At 72.5% G+C, this 15512-nt stretch carries 14 protein-coding genes; 7 read left to right on the top strand and 7 right to left on the bottom strand.

The window, feature by feature from the left end; all coding sequences use genetic code 11:
• Window positions 1-10 precede the first annotated feature (10 nt).
• Window positions 11-547 carry a GNAT family N-acetyltransferase gene (locus C8E87_RS32710; RefSeq protein ID WP_133877320.1) on the top strand — a complete coding sequence of 179 codons (537 nt, stop codon included), beginning with the start codon at window positions 11-13 and terminating at the stop codon, window positions 545-547.
• Here the strand turns inward: C8E87_RS32710 and C8E87_RS32705 are convergent.
• Together C8E87_RS32705 and C8E87_RS32695 are read right to left on the bottom strand one after the other, a co-directional pair.
• Entirely contained in the window at window positions 537-1964 is a 1428-nt protein-coding gene (locus tag C8E87_RS32705) for an NAD-dependent succinate-semialdehyde dehydrogenase (RefSeq protein WP_133877319.1), read from the bottom strand. The two genes, C8E87_RS32710 and C8E87_RS32705, sit on opposite strands and share 11 nt — an antisense overlap.
• A gap of 273 nt (window positions 1965-2237) precedes the next feature.
• Entirely contained in the window at window positions 2238-2483 is a 246-nt protein-coding gene (locus tag C8E87_RS32695; RefSeq protein ID WP_133877318.1) for a hypothetical protein, read from the bottom strand.
• A 187-nt stretch (window positions 2484-2670) separates the two neighbouring features.
• On the opposite strand from C8E87_RS32695, the gene C8E87_RS32690 reads away from it, so the two are divergent.
• The gene (locus tag C8E87_RS32690; protein WP_133877317.1) at window positions 2671-3639 is read left to right on the top strand and encodes an NAD(P)-dependent oxidoreductase; all 969 of its coding nucleotides are present in this window, start codon (window positions 2671-2673) and stop codon (window positions 3637-3639) included.
• A gap of 78 nt (window positions 3640-3717) precedes the next feature.
• Entirely contained in the window at window positions 3718-4338 is a 621-nt protein-coding gene (locus tag C8E87_RS32685; RefSeq protein ID WP_133877316.1) for an L-threonylcarbamoyladenylate synthase, read from the top strand.
• Between the two features lie 80 nt (window positions 4339-4418).
• On the opposite strand, the gene C8E87_RS32680 is transcribed toward C8E87_RS32685, so the two are convergent.
• The 3 genes from C8E87_RS32680 to C8E87_RS32670 all read right to left on the bottom strand — a co-directional run bounded on the left by C8E87_RS32680 (window position 4419) and on the right by C8E87_RS32670 (window position 11818).
• Entirely contained in the window at window positions 4419-5807 is a 1389-nt protein-coding gene (locus C8E87_RS32680) for a WD40 repeat domain-containing protein (RefSeq protein ID WP_166661360.1), read from the bottom strand.
• A gap of 74 nt (window positions 5808-5881) precedes the next feature.
• A complete protein-coding gene (locus C8E87_RS32675; protein ID WP_133877314.1) occupies window positions 5882-10765 on the bottom strand; it encodes a PDDEXK-like endonuclease domain-containing protein in 4884 nt (1627 codons plus the stop codon).
• A 42-nt stretch (window positions 10766-10807) separates the two neighbouring features.
• A complete protein-coding gene (locus C8E87_RS32670; protein WP_133877313.1) occupies window positions 10808-11818 on the bottom strand; it encodes an oxidoreductase in 1011 nt (336 codons plus the stop codon).
• A gap of 59 nt (window positions 11819-11877) precedes the next feature.
• On the opposite strand from C8E87_RS32670, the gene C8E87_RS32665 reads away from it, so the two are divergent.
• From C8E87_RS32665 to C8E87_RS32655, 3 genes are all read left to right on the top strand, one after another.
• Window positions 11878-12222 (top strand): MerR family transcriptional regulator, encoded by a 345-nt coding sequence (locus C8E87_RS32665; protein ID WP_133877312.1) that lies wholly within the window; start codon window positions 11878-11880, stop codon window positions 12220-12222.
• Between the two features lie 29 nt (window positions 12223-12251).
• The gene (locus C8E87_RS32660) at window positions 12252-13400 is read left to right on the top strand and encodes a PP2C family protein-serine/threonine phosphatase (protein WP_133877311.1); all 1149 of its coding nucleotides are present in this window, start codon (window positions 12252-12254) and stop codon (window positions 13398-13400) included.
• A gap of 84 nt (window positions 13401-13484) precedes the next feature.
• Window positions 13485-13691 carry a hypothetical protein gene (locus C8E87_RS32655; RefSeq protein WP_133877310.1) on the top strand — a complete coding sequence of 69 codons (207 nt, stop codon included), beginning with the start codon at window positions 13485-13487 and terminating at the stop codon, window positions 13689-13691.
• A 97-nt stretch (window positions 13692-13788) separates the two neighbouring features.
• Here the strand turns inward: C8E87_RS32655 and C8E87_RS32650 are convergent, their stop codons facing one another.
• Window positions 13789-14100 (bottom strand): DUF1905 domain-containing protein, encoded by a 312-nt coding sequence (locus tag C8E87_RS32650; protein WP_133879090.1) that lies wholly within the window; start codon window positions 14098-14100, stop codon window positions 13789-13791.
• A gap of 59 nt (window positions 14101-14159) precedes the next feature.
• Between C8E87_RS32650 and C8E87_RS32645 the strand changes: the two genes are divergently transcribed.
• Window positions 14160-14999, top strand: coding sequence for a GNAT family N-acetyltransferase (locus C8E87_RS32645; protein WP_203720620.1), 840 nt, complete (start codon window positions 14160-14162; stop codon window positions 14997-14999).
• Here C8E87_RS32645 and C8E87_RS32640 read toward each other — a convergent pair.
• The gene (locus C8E87_RS32640) at window positions 14996-15433 is read right to left on the bottom strand and encodes an HNH endonuclease (RefSeq protein ID WP_133877309.1); all 438 of its coding nucleotides are present in this window, start codon (window positions 15431-15433) and stop codon (window positions 14996-14998) included. The two genes, C8E87_RS32645 and C8E87_RS32640, sit on opposite strands and share 4 nt — an antisense overlap.
• Window positions 15434-15512 lie beyond the last annotated feature (79 nt).

Here is a 15512-nt window from a genome sequence, read left to right as displayed (position 1 = left end):
GAATGCGGGGATGTCTCTGACGAGCCGGGTTGCCACCCGGGACGATGTTGAACTGCTGAACGGGCTGGTGGAGCTGGCCATCGCGGAGCTGCTCAAGGGGTTTCTCAACGACGATCAGATTCGCAGCAGCAAGGCGATCATGGGACTGGACACGCAGCTGATCGACGACGGGACGTACTTCGTGATCGAGTCGGACGGCGAGCCGGCGGGGTGCGGCGGGTGGAGCCGGCGGGCCACCCTGTACGGCGGCGATCACTCGGCCACCCGGGACTCGGCGCTGCTCGACCCGGCGAAGGACCCGGCCAAGGTGCGGGCCATGTACACGCATCCCGGCTTCACGCGGCGCGGGGTGGGGCGGATGATCCTCGGGCTCTGTGAGCGGGCGGCCGCCGCCGAGGGGTTCACCCGGCTCGAGCTGATGGCGACCCTGGCCGGGGAGCCGCTGTACCGCAGTTACGGCTTCGCCGAGGTGGAACGGGTCGAGGACGCCCGCGGGGGCGCCCCCGTCCCGATCGTGCGGATGCGCAAGGACATCGTCACCAGTTGACGGCGATGTACTTCGACTCGAGGTATTCGAGCAGGCCCTCGTGCCCGCCCTCACGGCCGATGCCGCTCTGCTTGACGCCGCCGAACGGCGCCGCCGGGTCGCTGACGAGGCCCCGGTTGAGGCCCACCATGCCGGCCTCGATCGCCTCGCTGACCCGCAGGCCGCGCGCCAGGTCGCCGGTGTAGACGTACGCCACCAGGCCGAACTCGGTGTCGTTGGCCAGCCGTACGGCCTCGTCCTCGCCGGTGAACGTGACGATCGGGGCGACCGGCCCGAAGATCTCCTCACGCAGGATCGGCGAGTCGGGCGCGACCCCCGTGAGCACCGTCGGCGGGTAGTAGAAGCCGGCCCCGGACGGGCGGGCGCCGCCGGTCTCGGCCTTCGCGCCGGCGTCGAGCGCGCCACGGACCAGCTCGTCGACCTTGGCCACGGTGTCCTCGTTGACCAGCGGGCCGACCTGTGTGCCCTCCTCGACGCCGGGGCCGACCTTCAGCGCCGCCATGCGAACGGCCAGGCGCTGCGCGAACGCGCCGGCGATCGACGACTCGACGTAGAACCGGTTCGCCGCGGTGCAGGCCTCGCCGCCGTTGCGCATCTTGGCGATCATCGCGCCCTCGATCGCGGCGTCGAGGTCGGCGTCGGCGAACACCAGGAACGGCGCGTTGCCGCCCAGCTCCATCGACGTGTTGATCACGTTGTCGGCGGCCTGGGCCAGCAGGATACGGCCCACCTCGGTCGAGCCGGTGAACGACAGCTTGCGGACCCGGGCGTCACGCAGCATCCGCGAGACGACCTTGCCCGAGCTGCGCGACGGCAGCACGTTGACCACGCCCGAGGGCACCCCGGCCTCGGCCAGGATCGCGGCCATGGCCAGCGCGGTGAGCGGGGTGTCGCTGGCCGGTTTGAGCACCACCGTGCAGCCCGCCGCCAGGGCCGGGCCGATCTTGCGGGTGGCCATCGCGGCCGGGAAGTTCCACGGCGTGACCAGCACACACACGCCGACCGGCTGCCGGGTGACCAGGATGCGGTTCGCGCCCGAGGGCGCGGTCGCGAGCAGGCCCTCACCCCGTACGGCCTCCTCGGCGAACCACCGGAAGAATTCGGCCGCGTACGTGACCTCGCCCTTCGCGTCGACCAGGGCCTTGCCGTTCTCAAGACTGATCATCTTGGCGAGCTCGTCGGCCCGCTCGGTCATCAGCTCCCACGCGCGCCGCAGCACTTCCCCGCGTACGCGCGGAGCCGTGGCCGCCCAGGCCGGGCCCGCCTCCGCCGCCGCGTCCACCGCGGCGATCGCGTCGCTCTCACCACCGTCCGCGACCGAGGCGATCACGTCGCCGGTCGCCGGGTCCAGCACGTCGAAACGGTTCCCCGACGACGCGGGAACCCACTTACCGCCGATGAAGAGTTCAGTTTCCACAGCCCCAGCATGGTCCAGAGCGCCTTTGACCGCCATGTTTCCGGGTAGGCCGCGGCACATGAGCTGTCGATCGTGGCCGCGGTCGCGTACTTCGTGGTGATCCTCGCCGGCGGGCGGATCAACGATGCGGAACGCCGCCGGGCCCTGGCCTTGATCCCCATGTTCATCGCCGGCGCCGCGTTCTGGTCGCTTTACCGGCAGCAGTTCACCGTGGTCACGATCTGTTCGGGCAAGCGCCGCCGCGTACAGGGCGTGAACAGCGGCACGGCTTGGCTAGTCGGTTGGCGGAAGGGGGGTTTCGACGGCCTCGGCCATGCGGGCGATCGCTGTGGCGGCGCGGATGAACGGGTTGGCGGCCAGGTCGGCGATGGTGTTGATGCCGAAGGCCAGGCGCAGGCCCTCGGCTTCCTCGTCGCTCACGCCGGAGAGGGCTGCGACCGGGGCGTTGACCAGCTCGGTCAGGGGCAGGTCGCGGAAGGGCTCGTCGAGCAGGGCGTCGAGGTTGACGGACACGGGCATGGGCTGGCCTCCGGCAGGTCGATCCGCTGGACGAACGCAGCATTGCACAGTCCACAGTGGCCGGCGGGCGGGTTTCGGATGGCGAAAGGTGACAGGCGGCCGGAGCGGCCGGCACGGGCCGAGCCCGCCGTTCCTGTCGCCGCGAGCGGCGTGAGGCCGACACCCGGCAAACCGAGATGCCGGGCAAATGCCGTGCGGATCGGGGTGCGGGGGGCCGTCCCAGGATGCTGGTCGCCGCGCTGTAGGCCACGAACCGGGAATTGGCCGCCGCCCGCAGACGGCGCGTGGATCTACGGTGAGCGGCATGACCGTGGGGTTTCTCGGGCTCGGCGTGATGGGTACGCCGATGGCCGCCAACCTGGCCCGGGCCGGCGCCGACCTGATCGTGTGGAGCCGCACCGATCGCGGCAACACTCCCCCGGGTGCGGTCCGCGCGCGTACGGCGGCCGAGGTCTTCGGCAAGGCCGGCACCGTGCTGCTGATGCTCGCCACCGAGCAGGCCATTGACGAAGTGCTCGCCGGCGTCGACGTCAGCGGGAAACTGGTCGTGCACATGGGCACCACCAGCCCCGAGTTCTCGGCCGGACTCAACGACAAGATCAAAAGCAGGGGCGGCCGGTACGTCGAGGCGCCTGTTTCGGGTTCCCGCGGGCCGGCCGAGGCGGGCGAGCTGATCGCGATGGTCGCGGGCGAGCCGGCCGACCGCGGCGAGACGGCCCGGGTGATCGCGCCGATGTGCCGGCAGACCGTCGACTGCGGGGAGGTCCCCGGCGGGCTGCTCATGAAGCTGGCCGTCAACACGTTCCTGATCAGCATGGCGACCGGGCTGGCCGAGGCGTTCCACTTCGCGGAGGCGTACGGGCTGGACCCGGGCCTGTTGCGGCAGGTGCTCGACGCCGGTCCGATGGCCAGCGCCGTCTCCCGCGTGAAGGCCGCCAAGCTGGTCACCGGCGATTTCGAGGTGCAGGCGGCGATCCGCGACGTGCTGAAGAACAACGAGCTGATCGTCGAGGCCGCGCGCCGCCGCGACGTCGCGTCCCCGCTGCTCGACGTCTGTCGTTCCCTGTACGCCGAGACGGCCGCCCTCGGGCACGGCGAGCAGGACATGGCCGCCGTCATCCACGGCCTGCGCGCCACCCGCCGGCCGGCCCCCTGAGGAGCGGCTGTCACCCCGTACGCGGAAACGGGGTTGATCTGCCCGCCCTCACGCTGGGTGACTCATTAGGCTTTACCGGTGGCGAAGTATTTCGACGTGCACCCGGACAACCCGCAGCCCCGTTCGCTCCGGCAGGTGGCCGACATCGTCCGGGGTGACGGGCTCATCGCCTATCCGACCGACTCGTGTTTCGCGCTGGGCTGCCGGATGGGCAACAAGGACGGCCTGGACCGCATCCGCGAGATCCGGCACCTCGACGACAAGCACCATTTCACGCTGATGTGCCACGACTTCGCGCAGCTGGGCCAGTTCGTGCAGATCAACAACGCGTCGTTCCGGACGATCAAGTCGGCGACGCCGGGGCCGTACACGTTCATCCTGCCCGCCACCAAGGAGGTGCCGCGCCGCCTGCTGCACCCGAAGAAGAAGACGGTCGGCGTGCGCATCCCCGACCATGTCGTCGCGCAGGCGATCCTGGCCGAGCTGGGCGAGCCGCTGGTGTCGAGCACGCTGCTGCTGCCGGGGCAGGAGGAGCCGATGACCATGGGCTGGGAGATCAAGGAAACTCTCGATCACGCGGTGGACGCGGTCGTCGACTCCGGCGACGGCGGCGTGGTGCCGACGACGGTTGTCGACCTCTCCGGCGGCGAGCCCGAGATTCTGCGTACGGGGGCGGGCGACCCCTCGCGTTTCGAGTAGCTCGTCGGGTGTTGAGCACGCCGTCGGCGCCGAGCCGGTTCGTCAGGAGTTGAGCGCGCCATCGGCGCCGAGCCGGTTCGTCAGGAGTTGAGCGCGCCGTCGGCGCCGAGCGCGAGGATGACCAGTTCGCCGCGGTGGTCGGTGGCGGTCAGGCGCTGCTCGTCGAGGCGCTGCAGGGCCGCGATGCCGGCGCCGAACTCGCCGACCACGCCGGGCCCGACCGGGGGGCCGGTCCAGTCGACCGTCCACGAGTAGAGGCGGAAGTCGTACGACGCGGCCACCACCACCGTGATCTCGGGCGTGCCGAGGAGCGCGACCGTGCGTACCGGCTCGGGGGCGCGCAGCGTGATGCCGCGTTCCACCTCGTACGCCAGCGGGTCGAGCCGGGCCACCCGCACGGCCTGATGGGCGGCCGAGACGACCACCCGGTCGGCCAGCGAGTCGATCGCCCCCACGCGCAGGTCGTGCTCGACGACGACGGTGCGGTCGTCCGGCGGCCCGGCCGTCACGACCCGGCCTTCGGCGGCGAGCACCCCGTCGCGGAAGGGGCGGGTCGGCGCGGGCAGGGCGGGCAGCGACAGCCCGGGGGTGAGCGGGGTGCCCGACGTGGCGTCGAGCAGGTAGGGCCGCCCGGCGAAGGTGGCGGTGGCCAGCACCGGGCCGCCGATCGCGAGCGAACGGGCGCGGATCGTCGGGTCGGTGAGCCGCCAGTGCGGGCGGTTGGCCGAGTCGAGGGCGGTCAGCGTCCCGTCGTACGCCCCGGCCAGCACGTGCCGTCCGTCGGCCGACCAGGTCACCGAGCGCAGCGGGGCGTCCCCGGCGGTGAGGCTGCGGACCGGGTCGAGGTGGGCGTTGCGCATCTCGATCGCGCCGTCCCGGCGGGCCAGGGCCAGGGTCGTCGCGTCCGGCGACCACGCGCAGGCCTCGACGGCGGGGGCGGCCCGGCCGGCCAGCGGCGACCTGTCCTGGGCCAGGTTGCGGACGGCCACGAAGCCGTTGGCCCCGACCGTGGCGACCAGGCCGGTGGAGCTGACGTCGAGGCGTACGCAGTCGTCGAGCTCGCCCAGGTATTTCTCGCCGAATGCCTGCCACACGGCCGCCCGGCCGTCGGCGAGCTGGCAGAGCAGGTGCTGGCCGTCGGGCATCCACGAGACCCCGGTGACGGGGGCCGGGTGCCCGCCCAGCACCTTCATCAGGTGCGGCGGACGGTCGTCGACGACGCGCCAGACCGCCGCGGTGCCCTCGGCCGAGCCGATGGCCAGCAGGTCGGACGCGCCCGGGTTCCAGGCCGCGGCAAGCACCGCCGAGCGATGGGCAAATTCGGTCATGACCACGGGGCGGGACGGATCGCTGGTCTCCCGCACGGTGACCTTGCCGTCCTGGGTCCCGCTGGCGAGCCGACGGCCGTCAGCGCGGAAGGCGACGCAGCTGACCGGCGCTGCCTGCACCGACGGGGTCCCGGGGGTCACGCGACATATGCTGGACATCTGAGCGCGGGGAGTCAATACCGTAATCGGTCTTCACCGGTCTATCACCCCAAGTGCTACGGAACGAGCCGTAACCCAAGAGACTCTACTCGACGGTAGGGTCGTGGCCTCGCCGAGGGCCGCCCGCCGGTCGCCCGCACGATCGCCTCCTTGAGCCGGGCCTCCTCCCCCGCCCGGTCGCGATGCCACGCCGCCCCCCACACGCGGTGCAGCTGCCACCCGAGTCCGGCGAGGACCTGCCCGGCGAGGCGGTCGCGGTCGCGGGCCGAGCCGATCGCGCCGTAGCGGGGCCCGTCGCACTCGATGCCGAGCACGAAACCGCCCGCGGGCGTGGGGTGCCGCACGCCGACGTCGATCCGGTAGCCGTCCAGCCCGATCCCGGCCTTCGCGCGGTAGCCCCACGAGCGCACGGTCTCCAGCACCGCGGTGACGAACGGGTCCGGGGCGGGGTCGGGGCCCGGCAGCGCCGCGGCGCCCCGCTCGGCGTAGTCCAGGTAGGCGGCGAGGTGGCGTACGCCCTCGTTGGCCGACTCCGGGATGTCGCGGGACCGGATCGACGAGATGATCTCGACGCGCCGCCGGGCCCGGGTGATCGCGACGTTGAGCCGGCGCCACCCGTTGGGCTGGTTGAGCGCGCCGAAGTTGGTGCTGATCCTGCCCTGCTCGTCCCGGCCGTACCCGATCGAGAAGATCATCACGTCGCGCTCGTCGCCCTGCACCGACTCGAGGCTCTTGACGAAGAACCCGGAGAGGCGGTCGCCGTCGAGCAGCCGTTCCAGCCCGGGGTGGCGGGTGGCCGCGCGTTCCAAAGCGGCCTCGATCGCCTCGGCCTGCGCCACCGAGAACGTGACCACCCCGTACGACAGTCCGGGCCGGGTGGTCAGGCAGGAGACGATACGTTCGGCGACCGTCTCGGCCTCGACCGGGTTGTCGCGGGTGCTGCCGCGCCGGTAGACGCCGTGGACCGGGATCAGCTCGACGCCCGTCTCGGGGTCGGTGTTGGCGCCCGGGAACGTCTGCAACCGGCCGTCGTAGAACTGGCGGTTGGCGAACGCGATCAGCGCCTCGTGCCGGCTGCGGTAATGCCACCCGAGACCGCGGCTGGGGAACGCCCCGCACCCCTTGGCCAGCTCCAGGATGGACTGGAAGTCGTTGACGTCGCTGCCGTCGTCGTCGGTGTCGGTGTCGGTGCGGGTGAAGAACGACGTGGGCGGCAGCTGCCGGTCGTCCCCGGCCGCGATCATCGCGCCGGCCCGGTACAGGCAGTTGATCGCGTCGGCCGGGGCGATCTGCGACGCCTCGTCGAAGATCACCACGTCGAACGTGAGGTCGGCCGGGAGGAACTGGCTGACCGCCAGCGGCGACATGAGGAAGCACGGCTTGCTGCTCAGCACGGTCTGCCGGGTGCGCCCGATCAGATCCCGTACGGCCAGGTGGCGGGTTTCCTTCATGCCTTCGCGGCGCAGCAGCGTCGCCTCGGCAGGCACCCGGGCCTCGATGCGCCGCTGTTCCACCGCGGCCGCGATCGTGGCGGCGGCGTGCCCGGCCGGCGTGGCGTCGAGCGCGCGGAACTCCTCGACCAGCTGGTCCCGTTCGGGGCCGCCGACCGGGTGCAGCCGTTCGTCGTCCCGGATCACCGCGTCGGCCCACGCCGCCAGCACCGCCCGTTCCACCGCCGGACGTACCTGGTCGCCGGGCAGGTCGGCGCAGAACCTGATCGCCTCCGGGGTGAGGACGCGCCGCACGCGGTCGTAGCCGAGCCATTCGTCCTGGCCGCCCGGGTCGTCGAGCAGCTCGGTCAGCAACACGCCGTCGTAGTCGTCCAGCCGCTCGGCGATCTCGGCGCGGCGGCCCGGGGCGAACGCGGCCACGACGGTGTCCCGGGCGTCCTCCCAGGCGCCGAACCGCTCGCTCAGGGCCGTGGCGCCGCCGTCCGAGCGCAGGGCCGCGGCCTGTTCCTCGGTCAGCGGCCGGTCAGCGCCCCCGGTCAGGCGCCGGACCGCCCGCGCCCATTCGACCGCTCCCCGCAGGTCGTCGTCGTGCACGGCCGCCGCGCCGAGCGCGGCCACCGCCGTGGCGTAGTCGTCGGCGAGCACCCGTTCCTCGTCGGCGGCCGCGCGGCGCAGGCGGGCCAGGGCACGGGCCTCCCCCAGGTCGACGTCGCGGCCCAGGGCCTGAGTGTACGCGTGCAGGGCGATCGCCACCTCGGTCAGCGCTCGCACCTGGGCGCGGCGGCGGGCGGCGGCGTCCCGTGGCGTGTCGGCGGCCGATTCGCCCCGGGCGAGTGCTCGGGCCCGTGCCGCCGTGGCGGCGAGACGCGAGTCGGGCACCGGGCGGCAGAGCTGGTCGGCCACCGCCGGCAGAGCGCCCGGCGGGGTGAGCCGCACGATCTCCTCGGCGAGCCGCAGGGCCTCGTGCAGCGCAGTTCCGCCCCGCCAGTACCGCCCCAGCAGGGGTGCGTACTGGTGCTCGGCGGCGGCCTGCTCGCGCAGCGCCCGCTGCCAGGTCACCGCCGCGCCGAGGTGGGACACAGCTTCCCCGGGCGGCACCCCCGGACGGGCGTACGCGGCCACGGCGTCCCAGTCCCGCCGGTACGCCCGCAGCAGTTTACGCAAGCCACGATGCTCATGGGTGAGCCGCTCGGCGAGCTGTTCGACCGGCTGCCCGACGATCTCCGGGCTGAACCAGCGGCGGCACCCGGCCTCCGCGGCGGCCACGGTCTCGGAGCAGTGCTGCAGCGCGGCCTCGGCCGCCGACACCCCGGCCGGCACCCCGGGACCGAACCAGAACGGCTCCGGGCGGTGCGGCCGGCCCGCCAGCTCGGCCAGCGCGGCGAACCGGTTCAGGTCGGCGAACGTGGCCACCGGGGGCAGGCCGAGCCGCGCGGTGGTGGCGGCGATCTCCTCGCCCAGCGCGTCGAGGGCTGCGGCCTCCCCGGTGAGGCGGCGGATCGTCTCCTCGGCGCCGGCCGCGGTGAGGGTGCGGGGCTCGACCGCCGGCGGGTCGAAGTCGGGCAGCTCGTGCCATTCGGCACCGGCCGCCTCGCGTACGGCGGCCCGGGCCCGGCGGGCGTCGGCTAGCCGGCGGGAGCGGTGCTCGGCGGCCCGCACGATCGGCTCGAGGCTGGGCGCGGTCAGCCACGCGTCGGCCACCGCGGCCGGTCGCCGGGCGGCGTGCGTGACCAGCGCCGCCAGGGTGCTCGCGCGTCCCGGTCGTACGGCGTCGAAGGCCCTGGCCAGCCTGGCGTGCGGCCGTGCCTCCTCCGCCAGCGCGTGCAGCGCCTGCCGGGCCCGGCGCAACGCCCCGCCCAAGGGCGCCCGTTCGACGACCTCGCGCCAGGGGAACGTCGCAGGGCCGGCCGCCGCCCGCCGGCAGCGTGTCAGGTCGCCGGCCGCTTCCACGACGTCACGCACCATGCGCGGGGTCAGCTCACCCGGCCGGGCACAGGGGTTGGGCACCTCGGGCAGGCCAGCCGGACGCGCGGTGGAGCTGGACACCTCGGGCAGGCGCGCGGTGGAGCTGGGCATCCCGGGCAGGCCAGCCGGACGGGCGGTGGGGCTGGACACCTCGGGCAGGCCGGGCGGGGGCGCGGTGGGGCTGGGCACGTCGGACCGGCTGGTCAGGGATGCGCAGGGGTTCGGCACCTCGGGCAGGCCGGTCAGGCGGGCGCATTCTCCGAGCACGTCGTGCAGCGTGCGGCCGAGCGGCTCACGTCGCTCGTTCATCGCCGCCGCGTAGCCGTCGAGCAGGTCGCGCAGCTCGCGCAGGCGCTCGTTGGGCGGCGGGACCGGCTCGACGCTGCGGGGCTCCACCGAGTTCGCGAGCGCGCGGGCCACCTCCCGGCGGGTTGCCTTGTGGCTGTGCAGTTCGAGCAGGTACGCGTCCAGGCCCGCCGCGGCGAGGCGGTTGCGCACGACTTCGAGGGCGGCGGCCTTCTCCGAGACGAACAGAACCGTCTTTCCGGCGTGGAGAAGGCACCCGATCATGTTCGCGATCGTCTGGGACTTGCCCGTGCCGGGCGGGCCGTCGAGCACAAAACTCTCACCCCGCAGGGCGGCCTCGACACAGGCGCGCTGGGTGGCATCGGCGTCGAGCACTAACGGGAGGTCTTCTCTTGTATACGACTCCCATCCGGCCCACCCGCCTCCTCCCCACCCTCCCGGGGTCAGGTGGTGGGAAACTACACCTGTCAAGGGGGGCTGTGCGGGTTGTCCACAGGGCAAATCGGCGTCGGAATTCTCGCACAGTGCCGCGACGAGCGGGTGGGCGACGATCCGGGACTCGTTGTCGAGCAGATCCCGGTACATCGCCTCCTTGTGGAACGTGAACCGCGACAGGCACACCGTCTCCTCGGCCTGCCAGTCCCGGTTGTCGACCAGCTCCCGCAGTTCCCGCAGGTACGCCCGCACGTCCAGCCCAGCCGGCCCGTCCACGCCCGGCATGGTGATGCCCATCCGCCGCAGCCGCAGGGCCAGCGCCGGGTTCACCACCGGGTCTTCGCCGCGTACCCGCAGCCGCGGCACGTCGGCAGGGCCGGAGCCGGCCAGTTCGGCCGGCAGCAGCAGGATGGGGCTGTTCAGCGGCACGTCCTCCTCGTCGCGCCAGTGCAGCATGCCGAGGGCGAGGTGCAGCGCGGCCACTCCCCGGTCGAGGAAGTCCTGGCGGGATTTGCGCTGCAGCCGCCGCAGTTCGGCGCCGAGGGCGGCGGCGCTGAGCCCGGTGCGGAACAGCCCGCCGGGCTGGGGTTTGGCGTGCTGCGGCAGGAACCCGTAGTCGCGGTCGCCGCGCAGCGCGGCGACGATGTCGGGGGCGGCCGGTCCGGTGATCTCCAGGGTGCCGTTCGCGGCGGGGCGGAAGTTGAGCAGGCGGTTTCCGGCGTCGAGGTTGACCAGACCGTCACGCCATGCGCGTACGGCTGCTCTGGGCGTTTCCGACACCATGGTGACGATTTCACCAAGTCGGACGGCCCTCGCGCGGGAAAATCAGAAGTATCGCTCCTCGTCCGTTTTGTGATAGTCGCGGATCTCGTCGTGCCGGCCGGCGGCGGCCAGCGTCACCCAGGCCGGGTTGCCGAGCAGCGCCCGGCCCACCGCGATCAGGTCGTACTCGCCCTGCTCGCGGCGTCGCAGCAGCTCGCGCATGCGCTCGGAGCGGGCGAAGTCGCGGGTCAGGCCGATCGAGCCGACGGTGATCGAGGGCAGGCCGGTGAGGTGTTTGGCCCAGCCGGCCAGGTTGCGGCCGCTGCCGTCGAAGACGGGTTCCCAGAAGCGGCGCTGCGAGGCGTGCAGGACGTCCGCCCCGGCCTCACGCAGCCCTTCGAGGATGCCGGCCAGCTCGGCGGGGGTCTCGGCGATGCGTGCGGTGTAGTCGCGCTCCTTGAACTGGGAGAACCGGACGATCAACGGCATGCACGAGGGGATCTCGGCCCGGACGGCGCGCACGATCTCGGCGGGGAAGTCCCGGTGGGCCAGGGTCGGGTTGCTGACCGGCCAGAGGAACTCGTCGAGCAGGTATCCGTGGGCGGCGTGCACCTCCACGGCGTCGAAACCGGCCCGTACGGCGACGCGCGCGGAAGCGGCGTACGCGGAAACGATGGTGTCGAAGTCGCGGCCGGCCATCGTCGTGGGAGTCCACGAGGCGTAACCGTCGACGGGCTCGCGCTCGCTGCCGAGATGCCACAGCTGCGCGGCGATGCGTCCCCCGGCGGCGTGGACCTCGCTGGTGACGTGCCGCCACCCGGCCTCGGCAGGGCCGGGGGTCAGGCGCGGGACATCCCGCTGGTGGCCGGCGCTGACGTGGTCGACCAGGACGCCCTCGGTGATGATCAGGCCGATCCCGTTCTCGGCGCGGCGGCGGTAGTAGGCCGCGTTCTCCGGCGTCGGCACGCCTTGCGGCGACCGTTCGCGGGTCATCGGGGCCATGACGAACGGGCTGCTCAGCGGCAGTCCGGCCAGGGTGGCGGGCTCGATCAGGGAAGCGGTGGCGGCTGTCATGCGTCTACGCTAAAACCTCACATCCGTGTAAGGGTCAAGGCTTTTCCGGGAGGATTTCCATGCGGATCGGCGACCTGTCCGCGGCGACCGGGGCGAGCGCCCGGAGCCTGCGCTACTACGAGGAGCAGGGGCTGCTGGCCAGCGTTCGCAGCGGCGGCGGACAGCGGCATTACCCGGAGACGGCGGTCGAGCGGGTCTCGCTGATCCAGTCGCTGCTGTCGGCCGGGCTCACCAGCGCGACCATTCAGGACGTGCTCCCGTGCATCAGCAACGAGGCCATCCGTACGCCCTGGCTCGCCGAGCGCCTGACGTCGGAGCTGGACAGGGTCACCAAGCAGATCGACGACCTGAACCGCACCCGCGAGATCCTCGCCGGCCTGGTCGAGCGTTATCGCGTCGATTGACGGCGGCCCTCGCTGGGCATGAGGGGCTTGTGCCCGAGGCGATGGAAGCCGTACGCAGACTGCTCGATCTGCGACATCGGGGACGGGCCGAGGACCTGCCCGCCCTGCTGCACGACGCGGCCCCGCTGCTCGGCGCGGCCACGGCCACCGTCCTGCTGGTCGACTACGCGCAGGTGCAGCTCTGTCCGCTGCCCGGCGGCGACCCGGCCGCCGCGAGCCCTGTCCTGGTCGACGGCACCCCGGCCGGCGAGGCGTTCACGACCGCGCGGGTGACCACCTCGGACGAGTGCGTGTGGCTGCCGCTGCTGCACGGCGCGGAACGACTCGGCGTGCTGGAGCTGCGCACCCGGGCCGCCGACTTCGACGAGCTCGAGGTGATCGCGGCGCTGGTGGCCGAGCTGATCGCGAGCCGGCGTGGTTACGGCGACGCGGTCGAGCACACCCGCCGGCGCGAGCCGATGCAGCTGGCGGCCGAGATCGTCTGGAACCAGTTGCCGCCGTTGACGTTCGCTGTGGACGGCACCATGGTCACCGCGGTGCTGGAGCCGTGTTACGACGTGGGCGGGGACGCGTTCGACTACGCGGCGAACGGGGACGTGCTGCACGTCGGGTTGTTCGACACGGTCGGTCACGGCATCGCGGCGAGCGCGCTGACCACGCTGACGTTGAACACGTACCGCAACGCGCGGCGCTCCGGGCTGGGCCTGACCGACACGTACCTGTCGATCGACAAGTGGATCCGGGCGCAGTACCCGGGCAGTTTCGTGACCGCGATCCTGGCCGAGCTGGACACCGTGACCGGGCAGTATCGGCGGATCAGCGCCGGGCACCCGGCCGAGCTGCTGCTGCGCGACGGCGAGGCACACAACGGGTGGCCCACGCCGACGGCGCTGCCGCTGGGGCTCGCCACCATGCTGAACCGGCCGCCACGGGTGACGACCGAGCAGCTCACGCCGGGCGACACCCTCGTGCTCTACACCGACGGGATCACTGAGGCGCGGGACCGTGCGGGGGCTCTTTTCGGTCTCGATCGGCTGACGGCCTTCCTGAGCGGGCAACTCGCCCAGGGGTTGCCCGCGCCCGAGGTGATGCGGCGGCTGATCCACACGATCGTCAGCTATGAGCAGGGCGAACTCCGCGACGACGCCACCGCGGCGATGATCCGGTGGAAGGGGTGATTCGCAGGGAATGGTCAGGCTGGTCACAGGGAGTACTGGACAAAGGCACGTACCGTTGCAGGTAGCCAGTCGAGGAGGCACACGGTGAGCGGTTCGATCAAGAGGTTGCTGATGTCGCTGCTCGCGTCGAAGCTGCACAAGCGAGGACATCACGGCGGGTACGGACATCCCGGCGCGTACGGGCCGCCGGGTGCGTACGGATACCGTGGCCACTACCGGCACCACGGCCACTACCGCCATCACGGCCACTATGGGCACCACGGGCATTACCGCCGTCGCCGCCCCTGGTGAGAAACCCCTGGCAGAAAACGGCAGGAACGGGTAGTCCTGAACAGAGCAGGGGCCGCCCTGACATCTCCCCGGTGCGCAGCGCCAGCGCGCACCGGGGTCACTCTGTCCGCAGGCCCAGCACCTCGACCGAGACTGTCGCCACGTCGCCCGCCTCCAGTTGCTGGGCCTGGCGCACCGCGCGTTTGACGGGCAGCACGTAGGCCCCGCCACCACCGCCGGGGAAGATCGACGTCTGCCAGTGACTGGTGCCGATCGAGGCCTTGACCCGGACGGAGCCGAAGCCGCGCCGGGCGCCCTCGGTGAGGTCACGGATCACGTCCGACTCCTCGACCGGCAGGCTCACGAACGTCCACGTCTCGTCCTTGCGCGCGTCCCACACCCACAGCTCACTTTCGAACTCGACGATCACGGCACCGAGCATGGCAGGGGGGTACGACATGAACGCTCGCGGCCGCCACAATGATCGCCATGCATGTGACCCCCCTCATCGATCCCGCGCACCGGGAACGGTTCGCCTGGCTGGCCGCCGGCGATGACGGGCGCCCCCTCGGCACTGCCTTCCTGTGGCTGCCGGCGGCCGGGCACACGGCCGACGTCCAGATCACTGTGCATCCGGCCGAGCGGCGGCAAGGTGTCGGCACCCGGCTGCTCGAGGCGCTGACGGGAGCGGCCGCCGAGCACGGGATACGCGCGCTGCTCACCGAGCCGGTCCGCCCCGGCGAGGACGGGTTCTGCCGGGCGCGCGGTTTCCGGGAGGTGCTCGCCCTGACGTACACACGGCTGGCCCTGAAGGACGCCGAGCCGGTCGCGGAACCGGTGCCCGGCTATCGGCTCGCGCATTGGGAGGGCGCCGTGCCCGCCGAGCTGGCCGACACGTTCGTGCAGGCCAGGTCGGCCATGGACGACATGCCGATGGGCGACACCGCGTACGTGACACTGGCGTGGGACGTAACCCGGCTGCACGCGGTCGCCGAGGCGGTCGCCAAGCGCGGCGAGACGCTCTGCACCACCGCCGCGATCACCCCGGACGGCACGATGGCCGGCTTCACCGAGCTGGTCGTCCCGGCCGAGGGCGCCGGCGACGCCCAGCACTACGGCACCGGGGTGTTGCCGGCGCACCGCGGCCGTGGCCTGGCCCGCTGGATGAAGGCGGCGCAGATCTCCCGCGTACGGGCCAATTTCCCCCGCCTCGACGGGCTGCTCGCCGACACCGCCGACAGCAACACCGCGATGCGCCGGACGAACGGGTCGCTGGGTTACGTTCCGACGCACCGCAGCCTGCTGTACCAGCGTGACCTGCCGGCCTAGGGCAGCGAGTCCCACATCGGCGCGACCGGCACGACCCGCAGGGGCATGCGCGCCTCGGCCGGGGTGCGGTCGCCCTTGCGCTGGTTGCAGGGATAGCAAGCGGCGACCGTGTTGAGCCAGCTGTTGGCGCCGCCCCGCGAGCGCGGCAGCACGTGGTCGATCGTGGACGCGACCCGTCCGCAGTAGGCGCAGCGCTTCCGGTCGCGGGCCATCACGCCGGCACGCGACCAGCCCGGGCCCCGGCTGTGCCGCCAGCGGGTGACCACGTACGTCACCAGGCGCACCACCGTCGGGACCGGCCACACGCCGATCACCCGGTCGGGCCGCGCCTCGTGCACCTCGGCCACCTGCCGCACGAGCATCCGTACGGCGTGCCGAAGGCTCACCCGGTGCAGCGGCCCCAGGTCGGCGTTGAGAACAAGCACATCACTCACCGGGTCACCTCCCTCTCCGACCGGTCAGGTGATCTCTACGGTAGGGACGGCGACGACGCCGGACAACGCATTAACCCCA

The sequence above is a fragment of the Paractinoplanes brasiliensis genome (genome assembly GCF_004362215.1).
GTDB lineage: Bacteria > Actinomycetota > Actinomycetes > Mycobacteriales > Micromonosporaceae > Actinoplanes > Actinoplanes brasiliensis.
Note: the sequence above shows the minus strand (reverse complement) of the source record. Positions and strands in the feature narration are given on the sequence as shown.